18 protein-coding genes and 1 other RNA gene are annotated in these 20,726 nt (G+C 61.8%); 9 read left to right on the top strand and 10 right to left on the bottom strand.

Translation table 11 applies throughout. The annotated features are described in order from the left end of the window. Positions 1–224: 224 nt before the first annotated feature. The 6 genes from ccoG (at position 225) to hemN (ending at position 7,280) form a co-directional block, all read left to right on the top strand. On the top strand, positions 225–1,640 hold the full coding sequence (gene ccoG / locus ACXX9E_RS14945; protein ID WP_123463559.1) for a cytochrome c oxidase accessory protein CcoG: 1,416 nt from the start codon (positions 225–227) through the stop codon (positions 1,638–1,640). A gap of 11 nt (positions 1,641–1,651) precedes the next feature. After that, positions 1,652–2,191, top strand: coding sequence for a FixH family protein (locus ACXX9E_RS14940; RefSeq protein WP_128614875.1), 540 nt, complete (start codon positions 1,652–1,654; stop codon positions 2,189–2,191). Positions 2,192–2,403: 212 nt separating this feature from the next. Beyond that, entirely contained in the window at positions 2,404–4,854 is a 2,451-nt protein-coding gene (locus tag ACXX9E_RS14935) for a heavy metal translocating P-type ATPase (RefSeq protein WP_458555617.1), read from the top strand. 22 nt (positions 4,855–4,876) lie between these two features. Beyond that, positions 4,877–5,089 (top strand): cbb3-type cytochrome oxidase assembly protein CcoS, encoded by a 213-nt coding sequence (gene ccoS, locus ACXX9E_RS14930; RefSeq protein WP_128615624.1) that lies wholly within the window; start codon positions 4,877–4,879, stop codon positions 5,087–5,089. Next, on the top strand, positions 5,082–5,765 hold the full coding sequence (locus ACXX9E_RS14925; RefSeq protein ID WP_123463569.1) for a sulfite exporter TauE/SafE family protein: 684 nt from the start codon (positions 5,082–5,084) through the stop codon (positions 5,763–5,765). The genes ccoS and ACXX9E_RS14925 overlap by 8 nt, the downstream gene beginning before the upstream one ends. A gap of 132 nt (positions 5,766–5,897) precedes the next feature. Next, complete coding sequence (gene hemN, locus ACXX9E_RS14920; protein WP_128615625.1) at positions 5,898–7,280, top strand: oxygen-independent coproporphyrinogen III oxidase; 1,383 nt, start codon at positions 5,898–5,900, stop codon at positions 7,278–7,280. Here hemN and ACXX9E_RS14915 read toward each other — a convergent pair. Further along, positions 7,277–7,759, bottom strand: coding sequence for a hypothetical protein (locus ACXX9E_RS14915; protein WP_123463573.1), 483 nt, complete (start codon positions 7,757–7,759; stop codon positions 7,277–7,279). The two genes, hemN and ACXX9E_RS14915, sit on opposite strands and share 4 nt — an antisense overlap. Positions 7,760–7,913: 154 nt before the next feature. On the opposite strand from ACXX9E_RS14915, the gene fnr reads away from it, so the two are divergent. Together fnr and ACXX9E_RS14905 are read left to right on the top strand one after the other, a co-directional pair. After that, the gene (gene fnr / locus ACXX9E_RS14910) at positions 7,914–8,648 is read left to right on the top strand and encodes a fumarate/nitrate reduction transcriptional regulator Fnr (protein ID WP_025110355.1); all 735 of its coding nucleotides are present in this window, start codon (positions 7,914–7,916) and stop codon (positions 8,646–8,648) included. A 78-nt stretch (positions 8,649–8,726) separates the two neighbouring features. Next, positions 8,727–9,275, top strand: coding sequence for an adenine phosphoribosyltransferase (locus ACXX9E_RS14905; RefSeq protein ID WP_027921719.1), 549 nt, complete (start codon positions 8,727–8,729; stop codon positions 9,273–9,275). 135 nt (positions 9,276–9,410) lie between these two features. Here ACXX9E_RS14905 and ACXX9E_RS14900 read toward each other — a convergent pair whose 3' ends face one another. From ACXX9E_RS14900 to dnaX, 5 genes are all read right to left on the bottom strand, one after another. Further along, complete coding sequence (locus tag ACXX9E_RS14900) at positions 9,411–10,559, bottom strand: acyl-CoA dehydrogenase family protein (protein ID WP_458555616.1); 1,149 nt, start codon at positions 10,557–10,559, stop codon at positions 9,411–9,413. Positions 10,560–10,767: 208 nt separating this feature from the next. Beyond that, on the bottom strand, positions 10,768–11,370 hold the full coding sequence (gene recR, locus ACXX9E_RS14895) for a recombination mediator RecR (RefSeq protein ID WP_123463576.1): 603 nt from the start codon (positions 11,368–11,370) through the stop codon (positions 10,768–10,770). A 66-nt stretch (positions 11,371–11,436) separates the two neighbouring features. Then, the gene (gene curA / locus ACXX9E_RS14890) at positions 11,437–12,471 is read right to left on the bottom strand and encodes an NADPH-dependent curcumin/dihydrocurcumin reductase (protein ID WP_458555615.1); all 1,035 of its coding nucleotides are present in this window, start codon (positions 12,469–12,471) and stop codon (positions 11,437–11,439) included. A 194-nt stretch (positions 12,472–12,665) separates the two neighbouring features. Further along, positions 12,666–13,004, bottom strand: a complete 339-nt coding sequence (locus ACXX9E_RS14885) for a YbaB/EbfC family nucleoid-associated protein (protein ID WP_003223337.1) — start codon at positions 13,002–13,004, stop codon at positions 12,666–12,668. 67 nt (positions 13,005–13,071) lie between these two features. Beyond that, positions 13,072–15,150, bottom strand: coding sequence for a DNA polymerase III subunit gamma/tau (dnaX, locus tag ACXX9E_RS14880; RefSeq protein ID WP_458555614.1), 2,079 nt, complete (start codon positions 15,148–15,150; stop codon positions 13,072–13,074). 145 nt (positions 15,151–15,295) lie between these two features. On the opposite strand from dnaX, the gene ACXX9E_RS14875 reads away from it, so the two are divergent. Then, complete coding sequence (locus tag ACXX9E_RS14875; protein ID WP_458555613.1) at positions 15,296–16,045, top strand: substrate-binding periplasmic protein; 750 nt, start codon at positions 15,296–15,298, stop codon at positions 16,043–16,045. A 130-nt stretch (positions 16,046–16,175) separates the two neighbouring features. On the opposite strand, the gene ACXX9E_RS14870 is transcribed toward ACXX9E_RS14875, so the two are convergent. From ACXX9E_RS14870 to ligA, 4 genes are all read right to left on the bottom strand, one after another. Continuing rightward, the gene (locus tag ACXX9E_RS14870; RefSeq protein WP_222833322.1) at positions 16,176–16,673 is read right to left on the bottom strand and encodes a hypothetical protein; all 498 of its coding nucleotides are present in this window, start codon (positions 16,671–16,673) and stop codon (positions 16,176–16,178) included. Between the two features lie 119 nt (positions 16,674–16,792). Beyond that, positions 16,793–16,889: signal recognition particle sRNA small type (gene ffs, locus ACXX9E_RS14865), an RNA gene on the bottom strand. 146 nt (positions 16,890–17,035) lie between these two features. After that, positions 17,036–18,199: a zinc-binding metallopeptidase family protein gene (locus ACXX9E_RS14860; RefSeq protein ID WP_458555612.1), complete on the bottom strand. Its 1,164-nt coding sequence runs from the start codon at positions 18,197–18,199 to the stop codon at positions 17,036–17,038. Positions 18,200–18,309: 110 nt separating this feature from the next. Continuing rightward, positions 18,310–20,667: an NAD-dependent DNA ligase LigA gene (gene ligA / locus ACXX9E_RS14855; RefSeq protein ID WP_458555611.1), complete on the bottom strand. Its 2,358-nt coding sequence runs from the start codon at positions 20,665–20,667 to the stop codon at positions 18,310–18,312. Between the last annotated feature and the right edge of the window lie 59 nt (positions 20,668–20,726).

Below are 20,726 nucleotides of genomic sequence, written 5' to 3'. Positions count from 1 at the left end.
GCATTAGCCGTCGGGCCAAAACCGACCATACTCAACAAGTCAATTGACCTGCATCATGCTTTGTTGCATTCGCTACACCATTCAGGTTTTTTACCCAACGCGACCAAAGGTCGCACCCTTGAGCCAGAGCGACAGGCGTATCATTGCGCCACTGCTTTACCCCCTTTTGACCTTGGTTGGCACGTATCGACCGAGGCATTTTTCCACTGCCGTGGGATGCAATGATGAGTAACCAGATTCCGGTACACGACGTCACGCCACCGAGCAAGAACGCGAACAACAGCGTCGATCTTTACGCCTCACGAGAAAAAATCTACACCCGCGCCTTCACCGGCCTGTTCCGCAATCTGCGGATGATGGGCGGCGCCGCGCTGTTTCTGCTGTACTTCGGCACGGTCTGGCTGAGTTGGGGCGGCCATCAGGCGGTGTGGTGGAATTTGCCGGAGCGCAAGTTCTTCATCTTCGGCGCCACGTTCTGGCCTCAGGACTTCATTCTGCTTTCCGGCCTGTTGATCATTGCCGCATTCGGGCTGTTCTTCATCACCGTGTATGCCGGTCGTGTGTGGTGCGGCTACACCTGCCCGCAAAGCGTGTGGACGTGGATTTTCATGTGGTGCGAGAAGGTCACCGAAGGCGACCGCAACCAGCGCATCAAGCTCGACAAGGCGCCGATGAGCGCCAACAAATTCGCGCGTAAATTCGCCAAACACGCGCTGTGGTTGTTGATCGGTTTTGTCACCGGCATGACCTTCGTCGGCTACTTCTCGCCGATCCGCGAGCTGGTGTTCGAGTTCTTCACCGGTCAGGCCGATGGCTGGTCGTACTTCTGGGTCGGCTTCTTCACCCTCGCCACTTACGGCAACGCCGGCTGGCTGCGCGAACAGGTGTGCATCTACATGTGCCCGTATGCACGCTTCCAGAGCGTGATGTTCGACAAGGACACCCTGATCGTGTCCTACGATCCGCGTCGCGGCGAAAGCCGTGGGCCGCGCAAGAAAGGCGTCGACTACAAGGCCCAGGGCCTGGGCGACTGCATCGACTGCACGATGTGCGTTCAAGTCTGCCCGACCGGTATCGACATCCGTGACGGCCTGCAGATCGAATGCATCGGCTGCGCCGCGTGCATCGACGCCTGCGACGCGATCATGGACAAGATGGACTATCCACGCGGGCTGATCAGCTACACCACCGAACACAACCTGTCTGGCCAGAAAACCCATAAACTGCGGCCACGCCTGATCGGCTACGCGGTGGTGCTGCTGGCGATGATCAGCCTGTTGGTCACTGCGTTCTTCATGCGTTCGCTGGTCGGTTTCGACGTCAGCAAAGACCGCGTGCTGTACCGCGAAAACGCCGAAGGCCGGATCGAGAACGTCTACAGCTTGAAGATCATGAACAAGGATCAGCGCGACCATACCTACGTGCTGGAAGCCGCCGGCCTGCCGGATTTGCGCCTGCAGGGCCGACGCGAGATCAAGGTGCCGGCCGGGGAAATTTTCAGCATGCCGGTCGAACTGTCGAGCGCACCGGAACAATTGCCATCGAGCACCAACGAGGTGAAATTCATCCTCAAGGACGCCGATGACGACAGCGTCCACGTTGAAGCCAAGAGCCGATTCATCGGCCCACAAATCCGTTGAGAGAACTGAACATGCCCGCCGCAAACGCCGCAAGTCCCTGGTACAAGCACCTTTGGCCATGGATCATCATCGGGATTCTGGCCTGTTCGGTGACGTTGACCCTGTCCATGGTGACCATCGCGGTAAACAACCCGGACAACCTGGTCAACGACAACTATTACGAGGCTGGCAAAGGCATCAACCGCTCGCTGGACCGTGAACTGTTGGCGCAGAACCTGAAGATGCGTGCTGCCGTGCATCTGGATGACGTCACCGGCGAAGTTGATCTGCGCCTCAGCGGTGACAGTCAACCGAAGACGCTGGAATTGAACCTGATTTCGCCGACCCAGCCGGAGAAGGATCGCAAGATCGTCCTGACCCGCAGTGAAACTGAGACCGGGCGTTACATCGGCCAGTTGGGTGACAAGGTTGAAGGCCGGCGGTTTGTCGAGTTGCTGGGCAGTCAGGATGATCACGTGTGGCGCATGTTCGAAGAAGAGCTGGTCAGCCATGACAAGGAGCTGTTGCTCGGCGACGAACCCTTGCAAGGCGCCGAAGACCTGAAGAAATGAATCAACCTCAGAAGCCCCTCACCCTAACCCTCTCCCCGAGGGAGAGGGGACTGATTTCGAGCGCTTGCACGCTTTGCGTATGCCAGTAACGATGTCGGCGACTGAATCCGTTCTTCCGGTTCACACCGATCGGCTCCCTCTCCCCCGGGAGAGGGCTGGGGTGAGGGCAAGCGGACAACTCCAATGCAAGGGTTTAACCCCTCGACGATGCCATGACCACCCCACTCCCCTGCTACCACTGCGCCCTGCCCGTCCCGTCCGGCAGCCGCTTCACCGCTGTCGTGCTCGGGGAGTCCCGCGAGTTCTGCTGCCCGGGCTGCCAGGCGGTGGCCGAAGCCATCGTTGCCGGCGGCCTCGAAAGTTATTACCAGCACCGCAGCGAAGCCTCGGCCAACCCCGAAGCGCTGCCGGTGCAACTGACCGATGAACTGGCGCTGTACGACCGCACCGACGTGCAAAAGCCGTTCGTTCGCCATGAAGGCGAGCTGGCCGAAACCACTCTGTTGATGGAAGGCATCAGTTGCGCCGCCTGCGGCTGGCTGATCGAGAAACACCTGCGCACCCTGTCGGCGGTGGCCGAGGCACGGCTGAATCTGTCCAACCATCGCCTGCATGTACGCTGGGCCGACGCGCAATTGCCGCTGAGCCAGATCCTCGCCGAACTGCGGCACATCGGTTACGCCGCTCACCCGTATCAAGCCGACCGCGCCAGTGAACAACTGGCCAGCGAAAACCGTCTGGCCCTGCGTCAGCTCGGGGTCGCCGGCCTGCTGTGGTTCCAGGCGATGATGGCGACCATGGCGACGTGGCCGGAATTCAACATCGACCTCAGCCCAGAGCTGCACACGATCCTGCGCTGGGTCGCGCTGTTCCTCACCACGCCGATCGTGTTCTACAGCTGCGCGCCGTTCTTCAAAGGCGCGATGCGCGATCTGCGCACCCGTCACCTGACCATGGATGTCTCGGTGTCGCTGGCCATCGGCAGCGCCTACATCGCCGGGATCTGGACCTCGATCACCGGGGTCGGCGAACTGTATTTCGATGCGGTCGGAATGTTCGCACTGTTCCTGCTCGCCGGGCGTTACCTGGAACGCCGCGCCCGCGAACGCACCGCGGCGGCAACGGCACAACTGGTCAATCTGCTGCCGGCCTCGTGCCTGCGCCTCGACGATAACGGCCAGAGCGAACGCATTCTGCTCAGCGAGTTGCGCCTGGGCGACCGGGTGCTGGTGCAGCCGGGTGCGATCCTGCCGGCCGACGGCAAAATCCTCGACGGCCAGTCGAGCATCGACGAATCGCTGCTGACCGGCGAATACCTGCCGCAACCGCGCACCTTGGGCGATGCGGTCACCGCCGGCACCCTGAATGTCGAGGGCGCACTGACCGTCGAAGTGCTGGCGCTGGGTCAGGACACGCGGCTGTCGGCCATCGTCCGCCTGCTGGATCGCGCCCAGGCCGAGAAACCACGACTGGCGGAAATCGCCGACCGCGCCGCGCAATGGTTCCTGCTGTTGTCGCTGCTTGCGGCGGCAGCCATCGGTCTGTTGTGGTGGCAACTGGATGCATCGCGGGCCTTCTGGATTGTCCTGGCCATGCTGGTCGCCACGTGCCCGTGCGCGCTGTCGCTGGCGACGCCAACCGCCCTCACCGCCGCTACCGGCACCCTGCACAAACTCGGCCTGCTGCTGACACGCGGGCATGTGCTGGAAGGCCTCAATCAGATCGACACGGTGATTTTCGACAAGACCGGTACGTTGACCGAAGGCCGCCTGGTGCTGCGTTCGATCCGGCCACTGGCAGCGCTGGACAGCGATCAGTGCCTGAGCCTCGCCGCGGCCCTGGAAAACCGTTCCGAGCACCCGATTGCCCGCGCGTTCGGCCGCGCCCCGCTGGCCGCTGAAGAGGTGCACAGCGCACCGGGACTCGGCCTCGAAGGCCTGGTCGGCGCACAGCGTCTGCGCATCGGTCAGGCTGAATTTGTCTGCGCCCTCAGCGGCGCCGCGCTGCCAGCCATGCCGAGCGAACCGGGGCAATGGCTGCTGCTCGGCAATGTTCAGGGGCCGCTGGCCTGGTTCGTTCTCGACGACCGCCTGCGTGATGACGCGCCGGCCCTGCTGGCTGCATGCAAGGCCCGCGGCTGGCGCACGCTGCTGCTGTCCGGCGACAGCTCGCCGATGGTCGCCAGCGTCGCCGCCGAACTGGGCATCGACGAGGCACGCGGTGGCCTGCGCCCGGACGACAAGCTGCAGGTGCTGCAACAGTTGCATAAGGAGGGGCGCAAGGTGTTGATGCTGGGGGATGGCGTCAATGACGTGCCGGTCCTCGCCGCCGCCGACATCAGCGTGGCCATGGGCTCGGCCACCGATCTGGCGAAAACCAGTGCCGACGCGGTGCTTCTGTCCAATCGTCTCGACGCCCTGGTGCAGGCCTTCACACTGGCGCGCCGGACCCGTCGGGTCATCATCGAGAACCTGCTGTGGGCCGCGCTGTACAATGGCCTCATGTTGCCGTTCGCCGCCCTCGGCTGGATCACTCCGGTGTGGGCGGCGGTCGGTATGTCGATCAGTTCGTTGACCGTGGTGCTCAATGCCCTGCGCCTGACTCGTCTGCCGAGTGCGCCGGCCACCCGCCTCACGGCGCAAACCCGTCCGTTGCCGGCCTGAGCCGCGCGGACCTGGAGTACCGATGCCAGCTCTTTACGTGATGATCCCGGCCGCCCTGCTGATCGTGGCCATCGCCGTGTACATCTTCTTCTGGGCGGTGGACAGCGGCCAGTACGACGACCTCGACGGTCCGGCGCACAGCATCCTGTTCGACGATCAGGACCCGAACCATACCGCGGCGGTGGACGAAGCCAACGCGCACAAACCGGACGACAAGGCGCCACCTCATGCTTGAACTGGCGCCCCTGCTGGTGTCGGCACTGATCCTCGGCCTGCTCGGCGGCGGCCATTGCCTGGGGATGTGCGGCGGTTTGATGGGCGCGCTGACGCTGGCGATTCCCAAGGAGCAGCGCAGCCGGCGTTTTCGCTTGCTGCTGGCGTACAACCTTGGACGAATCCTCAGTTACGCAACGGCCGGGTTGCTTATCGGGCTGGCCGGCTGGGCCGTGGCCAATAGTCCTGCCGCGTTGTTTATGCGGGTGCTGGCCGGGCTGCTGCTGATCGCGATGGGCTTGTATCTGGCGGGATGGTGGAGCGGCCTCACCCGTATCGAAAGCCTCGGCCGTGGGTTGTGGCGCTACATTCAACCGGTGGCCAACCGCTTGTTGCCGGTGTCGAGCCTGCCTCGTGCACTATTGCTCGGCGCCTTGTGGGGCTGGCTGCCCTGCGGGCTGGTTTACAGCACGTTGCTGTGGTCGGCGAGTCAGGGCAATGCGCTCGACAGTGCGCTGTTGATGCTGGCGTTCGGGCTGGGGACGTGGCCGGTGTTGCTCGCCACGGGGCTGGCGGCGGAGCGGGTGACCGCGCTGCTGCGCAAGCGCAGCGTGCGCATGGCCGGCGGCTTGCTGGTGATTGTCTTCGGTATCTGGACCTTGCCGGGGCCGCATCAGCATTGGCTCATGGGCCACTGACCTGTGGCGAGGGAGCAAGCGCCCTCACCACAAAAGCGGTGACTCCTCGCACCCGTTGATGCAAATCAAGAGCCCTCTCGCCGCACCTCGATAGACTCGCCACACTGCCAGCCTATCCGGGGGAATGCCCGCATGCTCGACGCCATTCGTTGGGACACTGATCTGATCCGCCGCTACGACCTGGCGGGGCCGCGCTACACCTCGTATCCGACGGCCGTGCAATTTCACAGTCAGGTCGGCACGTTCGATCTGTTCCATGCCCTGCGCGACAGCCGCAAGGCCCTGCGCCCGTTGTCGCTGTATGTGCACGTGCCGTTCTGCGCGAACATTTGCTACTACTGCGCCTGCAACAAGGTCATCACCAAGGATCGCGGCCGTGCCCTGCCGTACCTGCAACGTCTGGAGCAGGAAATCCAGTTGATCGCCTGCCACCTCGACCCGGCACAAAAGGTCGAGCAACTGCACTTTGGTGGCGGCACGCCGACCTTTCTCAGCCACGACGAACTGCGGCAGTTGATGGCGCACCTGCGCAAGCACTTCAATCTGCTGGATGACGACTCGGGCGATTACGGCATCGAAATCGACCCGCGCGAAGCCGACTGGTCGACCATGGGCCTGCTGCGCGAACTGGGGTTCAACCGGGTCAGCATCGGCCTGCAAGACCTCGACCCGGCGGTGCAGCGCGCGGTCAATCGCCTGCAAAGCCTTGAAGAAACCCGTGCAGTGATCGACGCGGCGCGCACCCTGCAGTTTCGCTCGATCAACATCGACCTGATTTATGGCTTGCCGAAGCAGACCCCGGAGAATTTCGCCCGCACGGTCGAGGAAGTCATCAGCCTGCAACCGGACCGGCTCTCGGTGTTCAACTATGCGCACCTGCCGGAACGCTTCATGCCGCAGCGGCGCATCAACGGCAACGAGCTGCCGAGCCCGGCGCAGAAACTGGAAATGCTGCAGCGCACCATCGAACAACTGACCGCCGCCGGTTACCGCTACATCGGCATGGATCACTTTGCCCTGCCCGACGATGAACTGGCGATTGCCCAGGAAGAAGAAACCCTGCAACGCAACTTCCAGGGCTACACCACCCACGGTCACTGCGACCTGATCGGGCTAGGGGTTTCCGCGATCAGTCAGATTGGCGACCTGTACTGCCAGAACAGCAGCGATCTCAGCCACTACCAGAACACCCTCGCCGCCGCGCAACTGGCGACCAGCCGTGGCTTGGTGTGCAACGCCGATGACCGTCTGCGCCGCGCAGTGATTCAGCAGTTGATCTGCAACTTCAGCCTGGTATTCGCCGATATCGAGCAGCCATTCAACATTGATTTCCAGGGCTATTTCGGCGCGCTGTGGCCACAACTGCAAGGCATGGCCGACGATGGCCTGATCAGCCTGCAACGTGAACGGATCGACGTCCTGCCAGCCGGACGTCTGTTGGTGCGCTCGGTGTGCATGGTCTTCGACGCCTACCTGGAACACCAGAACCGTCAGCGCTTCTCGCGGGTGATTTAGTTTTTCATCAGCAGCGCGGCGGTTTTCATGGTCTGCTCCGGGGTCAGGTTCGACTGGTTCATGACCTTGGACAGGGACAGGTTGGCGGTGATCAAACCGTTGTTCAGTGCCGCGATGGCGCCTTTGAGCGCGGCGAGTTTGGCGAGTTTCACTTCGGTGGACAGGGTCTTGTCGGCCATGACCGCTTTGATCCGCGCATTTTTTTCGGCGATCTGTTGTTGCAACTGGCGGATCATCTTCAGCAATTGCTGAATGTTCTCCGGCAGGCCGCTCTCTTCGATGTCGCGGTTATCGCCGCCGGCGCCGGCGGACTTTTCGATGGCGGCACCGGACAGCGACACTTTGATGCCTTCGACCAAGGTCGGGGTTGCCAATAGCGAGGTGCCGGCCTCCTGTTCGTCGCCGGTCGCGGCTCGCGAGGTGTCCAGCAACGACGCTACGCCACTGCTACCGGGGTTAAGCGTGCCAATGGCGGCCATCGACGGGTTCCTTGTATGCGCGTTGATACCTGATTATCGGCTGCAGGTGCTGCGGCTTTATGGCCGCAGGACAAACTCGCCTCAGACTGGCCTGAATGTCCTCCCGTGAGTTACCCTTACGGCTTATGTGTGTTTTCCCACAAGGATTAAAGAAATGTCTGAGCCAGTAAAACTGCGCGCTCACAACCAGGCCCATTGCAAGGATTGCAGCCTGGCCCCTCTTTGCCTGCCACTTTCTCTGAATCTGGAAGACATGGATGCGCTGGACGAAATTGTTAAACGCGGTCGCCCGTTGAAAAAAGGCGAGTTCCTGTTCCGCCAGGGCGACACGTTCGATTCCGTTTATGCAGTACGCTCCGGCGCCTTGAAGACCTTCAGCCTGAGCGACACCGGCGAAGAACAGCTGACCGGCTTCCACCTGCCGAGCGAGCTGGTTGGCCTGTCCGGCATGGACACCGAGAAGCACCCGGTGTCCGCCCAGGCGCTGGAAACCACCTCCGTCTGCGAAATTCCTTTCGAACGCCTCGATGAACTGGCCCTGCAACTGCCGCAGTTGCGCCGCCAGTTGATGCGCGTGATGAGCCGGGAAATCCGCGACGATCAGCAAATGATGTTGCTGCTGTCGAAAAAAACCGCCGATGAGCGCATCGCGACGTTCCTGGTCAATCTGTCGGCACGCTTCCGCGCCCGCGGCTTCTCGGCCAATCAGTTCCGCTTGAGCATGTCGCGCAATGAAATCGGCAACTACCTGGGGCTGGCCGTGGAAACCGTCTCGCGGGTATTCACGCGCTTCCAGCAGAACGAACTGATTGCTGCCGAAGGCAAAGAGATTCATATCCTCGACCCGATCCAGCTCTGCGCCCTGGCCGGCGGCTCGCTCGAAGGCTGATCGCGACCCGCGGCCGAGCGAACCGTTTCAGCCGCGGGTATACTGCGCCGTTTGCAGCCCTGCCAGGACACCTCGACGATGGTCTTCGACTCCTTCGACATCAAATCCTTGATCCGCCCCGTGATCGACTTCCCGAAACCGGGCGTGATCTTTCGCGACATCACCCCGTTGTTCCAGTCGCCAACGGCCCTGCGCCTGGTGATGGACAGCTTCGCCCACCGCTATGTCGAAGCCGACTTCACCCACATCGGCGCGATGGACGCCCGTGGTTTTCTGATCGGTTCGGTACTGGCCTATCAGTTGAACAAGCCGCTGGTGCTGTTCCGCAAGCAAGGCAAGCTGCCGGCGGACGTGTTGGCCGAAGGTTATGCGACGGAGTACGGCGAAGCGTTCCTCGAAGTGCATGCCGACAGCCTGTGCGAGGGTGATTCGGTGGTGATGTTCGATGATTTGATCGCCACCGGCGGCACGCTGATTGCGGCGGCCAACCTGATTCGCCGGATGGGGGCGCGGGTGCATGAGGCGGCGGCGATCATTGATTTGCCGGAGCTTGGGGGTTCGCAGCGACTTGAGGACATGGGCATCCCGACGTTCTGCCTGACGCAGTTTGCCCTGACTGACAAGTAAGCGGCGCCCCCACTGACGCCATTGCTGGCAAGCCAGCGCCCACAGTGATTTCAGTCGTTCACAAATATTGTGTACGCCCCAAAACCCTGTGGGAGCTGGCTTGCCAGCGATGGCGCCAGCGGCTTCACCAACCATTCAAAGCCCCATCTGCTTGCTGATGATTTCGTTCATCACCTCCCGCGTCCCGCCGCCAATCGACAAGATGCGGTTATCCCGATACAGCCGCTCCACCAGACTCTCGCGCATATAACCCAACCCGCCAAGAATCTGCACCGCCTCGGTGGCGATGCGGTCCGACGTGTCCGTGGCAAAGTTTTTCGCCATGGAAATCTCCTTGATCACACTCTGCCCCGCCGCCATCTTCGCCGCCTGCCGATAGGTGAACTCCCGCGAGACCTCCAGCGCCGTGGCCATTTCGGCGAGGCGATGCTTGATCACTTGAAACTTGCCGATCGGTTTACCAAACGCCTCACGCTCGCGCGCCCACTTCAGGGCCTCTTCCAGCGCCAGCTGTGAGGTCATGTTGGCCATCAGGGCCAACGCCAGGCGCTCGCTCTGGAAGTTGCCCATGATGCAGGCGAAGCCCATGTTCTCGGCGCCGATCAGGTTTGCCAGCGGCACGCGACAATCGTCGAAAAACAGTTCAGCCGTGTCCGACGCCCACCAGCCCATTTTCTTCAGTTGGCGGCCAACGGTGAAACCGGGCGTGCCCTTCTCGATCAGCAACAGGCTGATACCGCCGAAACCCGGCGCGCCGGTGCGCACCGCCACGGTGTAGAAATCGGCGCGCACGCCGCTGGTAATGAACGTCTTGCAGCCGCTGACGCGGTAGAACTCGCCGTCGCGCACAGCACGGGTTTGCAGGTTGGCGACGTCGGAGCCGCCGCCGGGCTCGGTGATGGCCAGGGCGCTGATTTTCTCGCCGCTGAGCACCTGTGGCACCACGCGATCACGGACTTCAGGCCGCGCCCATTTGACGATCGGCGGCAAGCCGATATCCAGCGAACCCAGCCCCGCCACCAGGCCGCCAGAGCCACAGCGCATCAACTCCTCACTGGCGGCGACCTTGGCGAACAGATCGCCTTCGTGGCTGCCACCCAGCGCTTCGGGATAACCGATGCCGAGAATCCCCGCCGCCCCGGCCTTCAAGTACAACTCACGAGGGAAGCTTTCGGCTTCTTCCCACGCATCAATATCCGGCAGGATCTCGCGTTCGACAAAACGTCTGACGCTGTCGCGGACCATTTGGTGGCTGGGGTCGAAGTATTCGTGGAAGGCAGGCATGGGCAAACTCCACTAGAGGGTTCGCCGAACTTAACCGAGCGCTTGCTTGGTTTTCAACAAGATTGTGCAAGCCAGGGAAACCGGGGAGGGTCATCGCTGGCAAGCCAGCGCCCACAGGTCCGGAGTTGTTCACCCTGTTTGGTGATCAACACAAATCACTGTGGGAGCTGGTCCGCCTGCGATGAGGCCAGATCAGGCCATACAAATATCAGAGGGAAATCGGCTTACGCCCGGCAAACGAATGCGCCAGCGTCCCGCCATCGACCAACTCCAGCTCACCACCCAACGGCACGCCGTGAGCAATGCGCGAAGCGATCAGGCCTTTGTTGGCGAGAAGCTGCGCGATGTAATGCGCCGTGGCTTCACCTTCCACCGTCGGGTTGGTGGCGAGGATGACCTCGGTAAACGTGCCCGCCTCTTCAATTCGCGTCATCAATTGCGGAATGCCGATGGCCTCCGGCCCAAGGCCATCGAGCGGCGACAGATGCCCCTTGAGCACGAAGTAGCGTCCACGGAATCCGGTCTGTTCGACCGCGTAGACATCCATCGGCCCTTCGACCACACACAGCAAGGTGTCATCGCGGCGGGTATCGGCGCATTGCGGGCACAGATCGTCTTCGGTCAACGTGCGGCACTGGCGGCAATGACCGACCCCTTCCATGGCCTGGCTCAGGGACTGGGCCAGGCGCGTACCGCCGCTGCGATCACGCTCGAGCAACTGCAACGCCATGCGCTGGGCGGTTTTCTGACCCACACCCGGCAAAATTCGCAGGGCGTCGATCAGTTGGCGAATCAAAGGGCTGAAGCTCATGGGTAAAAAGTCCGACAAAACAACGAGACGCGGTTTATACCCGCGCCTCTGGCCAGCGTCAAATACTCAGTCTGTGGCGACCTTCACCACCAGTTTGCCGAAGTTGCGCCCTTCCAGCAGACCGATAAATGCCTCGGGCGCCTGCTCCAGGCCCTCGACCACGTCCTCGCGGAACTTTACCTTGCCGTCGCGCACCCACGGCACCATGTGGCTGATGAATTCCGGCTGACGATCACCGTAGTCATCGAACACGATAAAGCCCTGAATGCGCACACGCTTGGTCAGCAACGTGCGTTGCAGCAGCGGCAGGCGGTCCGGGCCTTGCGGCGCTTCGGCAGCGTTGTAACCGGCAATCAGCCCGCACAACGGAATGCGCGCCTTGGGATTCAGCAGCGGCACCACCGCGTCGAAGACATGACCGCCGACGTTTTCGTAATAGATGTCGATACCTTGCGGGCACGCCTTCGCCAGCTGTTCGGCAAAGTCCGGCGCCTTGTGATCGATGCAGGCGTCGAAACCCAGTTCCTCGACCACGTATTTGCACTTCTCGGCCCCACCGGCCACACCGACCGCACGCAGGCCTTTGATCTTCGCCACCTGGCCGACCACCGAGCCCACGGCGCCGGAGGCGGCGGCCACCACCAGGGTTTCCCCTTCTTTCGGCTGACCGATGTCCATCAGCCCCATGTACGCGGTCATGCCCGGCATACCGAGCACACCGAGGGCCATCGACGGGCTCGGCAGCCCGGCGGGGATCGGGATGATGTTGCGTCCATCACTGATGCTGTGGCTTTGCCAGCCTGTGGCGCCGACCACCAGATCGCCCTTGTGGAATTTCGGATGACGCGAGTCCTCGACACGGCTGACAGCGCCACCGGTCATGACTTCGCCGATTTGTACCGGAGCGGCGTAGGACGGGGCGTCGCTCATGCGTCCGCGCATATAGGGGTCAAGCGACAGGTACAGGGTTTTCAGCAGGATCTGGCCATCTTCGAGGTCGGGCAACGCTTTGCGCTCCAGGCGGAAGTTTTCCGGGGTCGGCGCGCCCACAGGACGAGAGGCAAGGACAAAACGTTGATTGAGGGTAAGAGGGTCGGACATGTCAGCGTCTCCTGTGAATGATGAATTCCGGGGTATAGGGAGCAGACCGTTGTGGCAATAGCAGGTTCGATGTTTCTACTGTGAACCTGGGGCGAGGGAGATCACAAGACGCGCACTCCAGGAGGCGCCAGAAACAAAAATGCCAAGCGCAATGCCTGGCATTTTGTGTAGCTCATCTGCCGCCGTATGGCGAATCAGAATGGCAGTTTCATACCGGCTGGCAGGTTCATGCCAGCGGTCATGCTGCCCATTTTTTCCTGGCTGTTGGCTTCAATCTTGCGCACGGCGTCGTTGACGGCGGCAGCAACCACGGCTTCCAGCATCTCCTTGTCGTCTTCGCTCAGGCCTTCGACCAGGCTTGGGTCGATGCTCACGCTTTTCACGTCGTGACGACCAGTCATCACCACGGTGACCATATCGCCACCGGCTTTACCGGTGACTTCGGCGTTGGCCAGTTCTTCCTGCATCTTGGCCATTTTTTCCTGCATCTGCTGCGCCTGCTTCATCAGGCCGGCCATGCCACCTTTCATCATGGGAATCACCTCAAAAGTACTTGGATCAAAACAGCGTCCGCCCTGTGCGGCCGGACGCCTTCAGTTATTAGCCTTGGGGGACCAAAGCGTCGACAGGTTCAATAGTATCGTGTCGCACCACCGCGCCGAACTGCTGGACCATCTGCTGGATGAACGGATCACCGTGGATCGACTCCTCCGCCTCGCGCTGACGGTTGGCCCGGCGACGCAACGCAGCCTGGGCCGGGGTTTCCTGCTCGGGCTTGATCAGCTCGATGGTCAGGCTCAGCGTGCGACCGTGAAACTGGTTCAACGCATCGTTCAGGCGCCGCTGTTGCGTGGCATTGAACAGTGCACTGTGCGCCGGGTCCAGGTGCATCAGCCAGTGATCGCCATCGACGGCGATCAGCGTGCAGTTGGCGGCGATGCTGCCGGTCATGCCGGAGATCGGCAATTGCGGGAACAACTCCAGCCATTGCAGTGCAAGACCGGTGGCCGGCGCTGCCGCAGGTTCCGGCTCGGGTTCCGGCGCTGGCTCAGCAGCGTGTTCGCTGGCCAGTTCGTCGAGGTAACTGTAGGCCGAATCCATGTCCGGCTCGATGTAATCCTCGTCCAGCGGCGGCTCGTCGTCCAGGTCCATGCCCGGGGTGGCGGCATCGACGTCGGCAACCGACGGCTCGGGAATCGGCGCAGCGGCCCATTCCGGCGCATCCGGGACCACGCTGTCCGGAGTCGGCAGTGGCATCGGCGGCAACTCGGGCTGCTCGGCAGCGGTTTCCAGTACCGGTTCGACGGCGGGTTGCTGCACGGGCTCTGGCTCGGCCTCAACCGGGTCGTTCCACGGCAGGTCGACCACCGCTGCGGCGATGACCGGCTCAGGTTCTGGCTCGGCAACCGCGACGGGCGCAACCGGTGCAGGTTCCGGAACCGGTGCCGCGGCCGCCACGGGCGTCGGAGCCGGCGCAACAGCCGCAGCGACTACCGGCGCAGGCTTGGGCGCGGCAGCCACTGAGTTTGCGGAATCAACTGTGGCCTGGCTGATCCCCACTGGCTTTAGCGGTTGCCTCGGGGCGTCCGCCGTGTCCGCCGGCCGGAAGGCCAGCATCCGCAGCAGCACCATCTCGAAACCGCCACGCGGGTCCGGCGCCAGCGGCAAATCGCGGCGGCCGATCAGGCCCATCTGGTAATAGAACTGCACGTCCTCGGCAGGCAATGCCTGGGCCAGCGCCAATACGCGATCGCGGTCGCCATGACCGTTATCGACGCCTTCCGGCAGCGCCTGGGCGATGGCGACGCGGTGCAGCACGTTGAGGATTTCCGAGAGCACGCCGTTCCAGTCCGGGCCTTGCTCGGCCAGGTGCCGCACGGCCTCGAGCAGCGCCTTGGCGTCGCCTTCGATCAACGAATGCAGGACGTCGTAGACCTGACCATGGTCCAGCGTGCCGAGCATCGCCCGCACGTCGGTGGCCAGGACCTTGCCCTCACCGAACGCGATGGCCTGATCGGTCAGGCTCATGGCGTCCCGCATCGAACCGTCAGCAGCGCGACCGAGCAACCACAGGGCATCGTCTTCGAACGGCACGTTCTCGGCGGTCAGAACGTGGGTCAAATGCTCGACCACACGCTCCGGCGTCATGTTCTTCAGGGAGAACTGCAGGCATCGCGACAAAATCGTTGCCGGAAGTTTCTGCGGGTCAGTGGTCGCCAGGATGAACTTGACGTACGGCGGCGGCTCTTCGAGGGTTTTCAGCAGCGCATTGAAGGAATGGCTGGAGAGCATGTGCACTTCGTCGATCAGGTAGACCTTGAAGCGCCCGCGGCTCGGCGCGTACTGCACGTTATCGAGCAGTTCGCGGGTGTCTTCGACCTTGGTGCGGCTCGCGGCGTCGATCTCGATCAGGTCGACGAAACGGCCCTCGTCGATTTCCCGGCACACCGAGCACTCACCGCAGGGGCTGGAAGTGATACCTGTCTCACAGTTCAGGCATTTGGCAATGATCCGCGCAATCGTGGTTTTACCCACCCCCCGCGTCCCGGTGAACAGGTAGGCGTGGTGCAGCCGCTGGCTGTCCAAGGCATTGATCAGAGCCTTGAGCACATGGGTCTGGCCGACCATTTCGCGGAACGAGCGCGGACGCCATTTACGTGCAAGAACCTGATAACTCATCGAAAACCGTCGCAACGAAGGAAGCTGAAGCGGCTAATGCTAGCGGAGCAAGGGCAAAATTGCATCCGGTGTGCTCGTCTAATATGGCTAAGCTGCATGAGCAGAGGCTTTTATCGGCTCGGGATGGGGAATTACCGGAGCGTTTATGCGTTGGGCCTTGGCGACTTTGTTGGGAATCAGCCTGAGCACGTCCGCAGCGGAGCCCCCGCTGCGCTTCGCCATGCCCGACAGCTGGGCCATGCCGATGGTGCAATTGGAACACGGCCGCCCGACCCAGGGCATTCTGTACGACCTCATGCTGAGTCTCGCCACTCAGGTCGGCGTGCCGGCGCAATTCCATGTCCTGCCCCGCGCCCGGGTGCAGACGGCCATGGAACAAGGCGCGATCGACGTGCGCTGCTATGCCGCGCAATCGTGGCTGCCGAATCAGTCCGGCGATTACATCTGGAGCATTCCGCTGCTGTTTCAGCGTGATCTGCTGGTCAGCCGCAAGGCACCGTTGACCCGTGTCGACCCGACCACCCTGCCGCGCCAGTCGATCGGCACCGTGCTCGGCTACACCTACCCGACGCTGCAACCACTGTTCGATGCCGATCAACTGCAGCGCGAAGATGCGCGCAATCAGGAACAGGTGCTGGAGAAGCTGCTGGCCGGGCGTTATCGCTATGCGGTGAGCAACCAGTGGACGCTGGACTGGTTCAATCAGCGGTTGATACCTGAACAGCAGCTGCAAGGCGTGGCGGTGCTACAAGAGCAGAAGGTCGGGTGCTATGTGCGCAATGACCCGAAAGTACCGGTGCAGCGGATCTTGCGCACATTGCTGCGAATGAAGATGTCGGGGGAGATTGATGAGATTATCCGGTTGTATACCGGTCGTGCAGAACCAGGGGCCTGAGCACACACAGCCATCGTAAGCCTGTTCGATAGCTGGCGGCCTGCTCGACAGTTCGTGCAACAAAGACACAATAAAAAACCACCTGAACAGGTGGTTTTTTCGGGCCCAAACAGCACGTTTTGCTGAATCCTTACGGTTGCAAGAAGCGCCCGGCAAACCGCCAGTGTTGCGGCGAGTGGCGCGTCATCACGATCAGATCGCCTTTTTTGACATTGATCCGGCTTTGCATCGGAATCAGTCGAGGATCCTTTACGACCGTATCTTCAGACGCCACGGTGTAGGAAAACCCCGCCCAACGATGAACACCGTTGTAGAGCTCGCAATCGAGCGTAGGAAATGCGCCCATCTTGCCTACACACTTGGTGACTTCTTCGGTGTAGAGCGGGGTCATCTTATCCGCGCCGTAGTAGGCAAGAACGTACCCCTCAATGGAGTTCTTCAATTCCAGCGTGGTGTAACCCGCTGAATCGCCGCCATCATCGGTGAGTTCGACCTTGCGCGAAAAGTAGTCGCGGGCCGCTGCGGTTTCCGCATCCTGAGCCTCTTGTTGCTCAGGCGTCAGCGGCGTGGCGCAGGCTGCGAGCAACGTGGATGCCAACAGGCAGAGGAAGAGTTTTGGAAATGACATGAAAAGCCTCCTGGCAACAGCAAAGAATGAAGCGGAAGATCGACAGGCATAAAAAAACCGCAGTGGGCGAAACCCATGCAGTTCTGTTTGAAGCGTTCGATTGTTCGTTAAGGTGGTAACCCCACCAGCCACACCCCGGCACACAATGTTCCCGCTGTGGCTGCTTCCTTCCGGATCTGACCAGGTTCACGGGTAATCGTTGCGGGGGGACCGATGGGGTCACCATAACGACGCTTGCCTGTCGGCGAGCCGCGCCATTGTACCTATCTGAAGCGAAGTTACAACCGTTGGTTGCAGATTAAAAATATGAACGGGTTCAAGGACATGCAGTGACGGCGAAAGACCGCAGCCGGCGCCAGCGCCTACAGGGTCAGGACTTCGTCTGCACGACCGCCCGCCTGCTGGATCACCAGATGAATGAAATGCAGTTTGGCAATCGCCGGCGCCGGCAGCACGAACGGATAGAAATCCGGCTGCCCCATGCTCCGTGACAGTTCATTGAGCATCCCTGCCAGCTCGATCCAGGCATTGACGAACGACAGGAACGCCTCGCCACCGGGATGCTGCGCGTCGTACAGCGTGCTGGTGGGAAACGGCTGGTAGTCGAAATCCATTTCCCGCGCACTCATGCCGAAGCCCAGCGCGGTGTCCACCGCGTCCATCATGTGCAGGTAGTGCGCCCAGGTTTCCGCCCAGTCTTCCCACGGGTGCATGGTGGCGTAGGCGCTGACGTAGCGCTGCGGCCAGTCCAGCGGCGCGCCTTGCTGGTAATGGCGATCCAGGGCCTCGGCATAACTGGCGCGTTCGTCGCCGAACAGATCACGAAACGATCCGAGCCACGGGCCGTTGGCGATCAGGCGATCCCAGTAGTAATGCCCGACCTCATGACGGAAATGTCCGAGCAGCGTGCGATAGGGTTCATGCATCGCCGCCCGCACCTGTTCGCGGTGGGCGTCGTCGGCTTCCTTGATGTCGAGGGTGATCAGGCCGTTGGCGTGACCGGTCATCGGCGCGTTGCCTTCAAGGTCGACGCCGATGAAGTCGAAGGCCAGCCCGGCGTCTTCGTCCACGGTTTTCGGGATGACCTGCAAACCGAGCGTAATCAGTTGCGCGACCAGACGACGCTTGGCGATTTCGACCTTGCGCCAGCGTTCAGGGTTGTCCGGGACGGACAGGTCGGGGATGGTGCGATTGAGGCTGCAGGCGACGCACAGGCGGTCGTGATCTTTGGCCGGCAGCAGCCAGTTACACGCGGCGGGCGTGTCGAGGTTGGCGCAGCGGCGGAAAAGTCCGGCCTCAGGAGCGACGTCGAGGGTCCACGTGTCGGCCAGCAGCCCAGGCTGCAGCGAGGTCAGGCGGCTTTCTTCGGGTTGATAGCCAAGCAACGCGTTGCAGGCCAGGCACTGGCTGTTGCGAAAGAACAGCGACTGGCCGCAGCGGCACGGCCAGACTTTACTGTTGCGTGAGGATTCACCCGTGAACGGCGCGACGATGCGCGAACTGAGCTGCTCGAAAAAGCGGTACATGGCGATCTCTCCCTGGGGCTTGCCAAGACTAGATCATTGCCGAGACAACATCGTTCCGAATACTCCACAGCTATTGGCTGATACCACAGGTTTTGGGTTCACCCAATGACTCAGGCGGAAATACCGTGGGTTTTGAGGAAGGCGATAAACGCTTCTTCGTCCATCACTTTCACGCCCAGCTCATTGGCTTTGGTCAGCTTGGAACCGGCCCCCGGGCCGGCGACCACGCAGTGAGTTTTTGCCGACACCGAACCGGCGACTTTCGCACCAAGGCTTTCCAGATGCTCCTTGGCGACATCGCGGCTCATCAACTCGACCTTGCCGGTCAACACCCAGGTCTCGCCGGACAGCGGCAGACCTTCGACGACTTTCTTCTCGCTCTGCCAGTGCATGCCGAAATCACGCAGCTGTTTCTCGGCGGACTCGGCGATCTGCCGATGCTCTGCCAATGCAAAGAACTCACGCACCGCGTTGGCCTGTTTTTCCGGCAGCGCCTGACGCATGTCCAGCCAGTCCGCATTCATCACGGCTTCCAGCGAACCAAACTTGTCCGCCAGTTTCTGCGCACCGCCGGGGCCGACCGAAGGGATGTGCAGTTTGTCGAGGAAACCACCCAGGGTGGTGCTGGCCGCGAACTCGGCGCCCAGCTCACCCTGATCCTGAATCTGCAAACCATGACCGAGCAACTCGCTGATGACCTGCTGGTTATGCGCATCTTCAAAAAAGCTGTGAATCTCGTGCGCCACCTCCAGTCCCACGTCCGGCAGGTAGGTCAGCACTTGCGGCAACGCCTGCTGCACGCGCTCCAGCGAACCCAGCGAACGCGCCAGCACTTTGGCCGTCTCTTCGCCGACGTCGGGAATGCCCAGCGCGTAGATAAACCGCGCCAGCCCCGGCTGCTTGCTGTCTTCAATCGCCGCCAGCAGTTTGTTGCTGGACACTTCGGCGAAGCCTTCCAGATCGACGATGTCGTCGAACTTCAGCGCATACAGATCCGCCGGTGAACTGACCAGACCTTCATCGACCAGTTGCTCGACGCTCTTGTCGCCAAGGCCTTCGATATCCATCGCTCGACGCGAGACGAAGTGAATGATCGCCTGCTTCAATTGCGCACCGCAGGCCAGGCGACCGACGCAGCGATACACCGCGCCTTCGCTGACCGTTTCCTTGCCCTTGCTGCGCTTGATCAGTTGCGTACGCTCAACATGCGACCCGCACACCGGGCACGTCTGCGGGATCGCTACCGGCCGCGCATTTTCCGGACGGCGCTCGGTGACCACCTGCACCACTTGCGGAATCACGTCACCGGCGCGGCGGATGATCACCGTGTCGCCGATCATCAACCCCAGGCGCGCGACTTCATCCATGTTGTGCAACGTCGCGTTGGCCACGGTGACACCTGCAACCTTGACCGGTTTCAGGCGCGCGACCGGCGTAACGGCGCCGGTGCGGCCAACCTGGAATTCCACGTCGAGCAGCTCGGTGAGCTCTTCCATCGCCGGGAATTTATGCGCGATCGCCCAGCGCGGTTCGCGGGCGCGGAAGCCCAGCTCGCGCTGATCGGCAATGCTGTTGACCTTGAACACCACGCCGTCGATTTCATAGGCCAGTGAATTGCGTCGTTCGCCGATGTCGCGGTAATAGTCCAGACACTCGCCAATGCCCTTGGCCAGTTTCAGCTCATGGCTGATCGGCAGGCCCCACTGCTGCAACTGCTTGAGGTTGCCGATGTGGGTGTCGGAAATATCGTGGGAGACCTGACCGATGCCGTAGCAGCAGAATTCCAGCGGCCGGTTGGCGGTAATCTTCGAATCCAGCTGACGCAGACTGCCGGCAGCGGCGTTGCGCGGGTTGGCGAAGGTCTTGCCACCGACTTCCAGTTGCGAGGCGTTGAGGCGCTCGAAACCGGCCTTGGACATGAACACTTCACCGCGCACTTCCAGGGTCGCCGGCCAGCCTTCGCCGTGCAGCTTCAGCGGAATGTTGCGCACGGTGCGCACGTTGACGCTGATGTCTTCGCCAGTGGTGCCATCGCCGCGTGTGGCGCCGCGCACCAGCGCGCCGTCCTGATACAGCAGGCTGACCGCCAGACCATCGAGCTTCGGTTCGCAGCTGTACTCCACCGCAGCGCCACCACCGAACAGATCGCCCGCTGGCAGATCCAGACCTTCGGTCACCCGGCGATCAAATTCGCGCATGTCGGTTTCTTCGAAGGCGTTGCCGAGGCTGAGCATCGGTACTTCGTGACGCACCTGAGTGAACGCGGTCAGTGCCACGCTGCCGACGCGCTGGGTCGGCGAGTCGCTGGTGATCAGTTCCGGGTGGGCCGCTTCCAGTGCCTTGAGCTCGTGGAACAACCGGTCGTACTCGGCGTCCGGAATGCTCGGCTCGTCGAGGACGTGGTAACGGTAGTTATGCTGATCGAGTTCAGCGCGCAGCTCTAGAATGCGGGTTTTGGCGGCGGTCATGGGTGTTCTCTCATAAAGCAAAAGAGCAGCCGAGGCTGCTCAATCTATATTGCCGACTG

It is taken from the genome of Pseudomonas sp. GNP014, from assembly GCF_054344005.1.
Note: the sequence above shows the minus strand (reverse complement) of the source record. Positions and strands in the feature narration are given on the sequence as shown.

Excerpts from the sequence above, each read along its gene's own strand:
- ACXX9E_RS14885 (WP_003223337.1), bottom strand. The coding sequence starts at position 13,004 with ATGATGAAAGGTGGCATGGCCGGCCTGATGAAGCAGGCGCAGCAGATG.
- recR (WP_123463576.1), bottom strand. The coding sequence starts at position 11,370 with ATGAGCTTCAGCCCTTTGATTCGCCAACTGATCGACGCCCTGCGAATT.
- ccoG (WP_123463559.1), top strand. The coding sequence starts at position 225 with ATGAGTAACCAGATTCCGGTACACGACGTCACGCCACCGAGCAAGAAC.
- ACXX9E_RS14860 (WP_458555612.1), bottom strand. The coding sequence starts at position 18,199 with ATGTACCGCTTTTTCGAGCAGCTCAGTTCGCGCATCGTCGCGCCGTTC.
- ACXX9E_RS14925 (WP_123463569.1), top strand. The coding sequence starts at position 5,082 with ATGCTTGAACTGGCGCCCCTGCTGGTGTCGGCACTGATCCTCGGCCTG.
- ccoS (WP_128615624.1), top strand. The coding sequence starts at position 4,877 with ATGCCAGCTCTTTACGTGATGATCCCGGCCGCCCTGCTGATCGTGGCC.
- hemN (WP_128615625.1), top strand. The coding sequence starts at position 5,898 with ATGCTCGACGCCATTCGTTGGGACACTGATCTGATCCGCCGCTACGAC.
- fnr (WP_025110355.1), top strand. The coding sequence starts at position 7,914 with ATGTCTGAGCCAGTAAAACTGCGCGCTCACAACCAGGCCCATTGCAAG.
- ACXX9E_RS14870 (WP_222833322.1), bottom strand. The coding sequence starts at position 16,673 with ATGTCATTTCCAAAACTCTTCCTCTGCCTGTTGGCATCCACGTTGCTC.
- ACXX9E_RS14875 (WP_458555613.1), top strand. The coding sequence starts at position 15,296 with ATGCGTTGGGCCTTGGCGACTTTGTTGGGAATCAGCCTGAGCACGTCC.
- ACXX9E_RS14935 (WP_458555617.1), top strand. The coding sequence starts at position 2,404 with ATGACCACCCCACTCCCCTGCTACCACTGCGCCCTGCCCGTCCCGTCC.
- ligA (WP_458555611.1), bottom strand. The coding sequence starts at position 20,667 with ATGACCGCCGCCAAAACCCGCATTCTAGAGCTGCGCGCTGAACTCGAT.
- ACXX9E_RS14915 (WP_123463573.1), bottom strand. The coding sequence starts at position 7,759 with ATGGCCGCCATTGGCACGCTTAACCCCGGTAGCAGTGGCGTAGCGTCG.
- dnaX (WP_458555614.1), bottom strand. The coding sequence starts at position 15,150 with ATGAGTTATCAGGTTCTTGCACGTAAATGGCGTCCGCGCTCGTTCCGC.
- curA (WP_458555615.1), bottom strand. The coding sequence starts at position 12,471 with ATGTCCGACCCTCTTACCCTCAATCAACGTTTTGTCCTTGCCTCTCGT.
- ACXX9E_RS14905 (WP_027921719.1), top strand. The coding sequence starts at position 8,727 with ATGGTCTTCGACTCCTTCGACATCAAATCCTTGATCCGCCCCGTGATC.
- ACXX9E_RS14940 (WP_128614875.1), top strand. The coding sequence starts at position 1,652 with ATGCCCGCCGCAAACGCCGCAAGTCCCTGGTACAAGCACCTTTGGCCA.
- ACXX9E_RS14900 (WP_458555616.1), bottom strand. The coding sequence starts at position 10,559 with ATGCCTGCCTTCCACGAATACTTCGACCCCAGCCACCAAATGGTCCGC.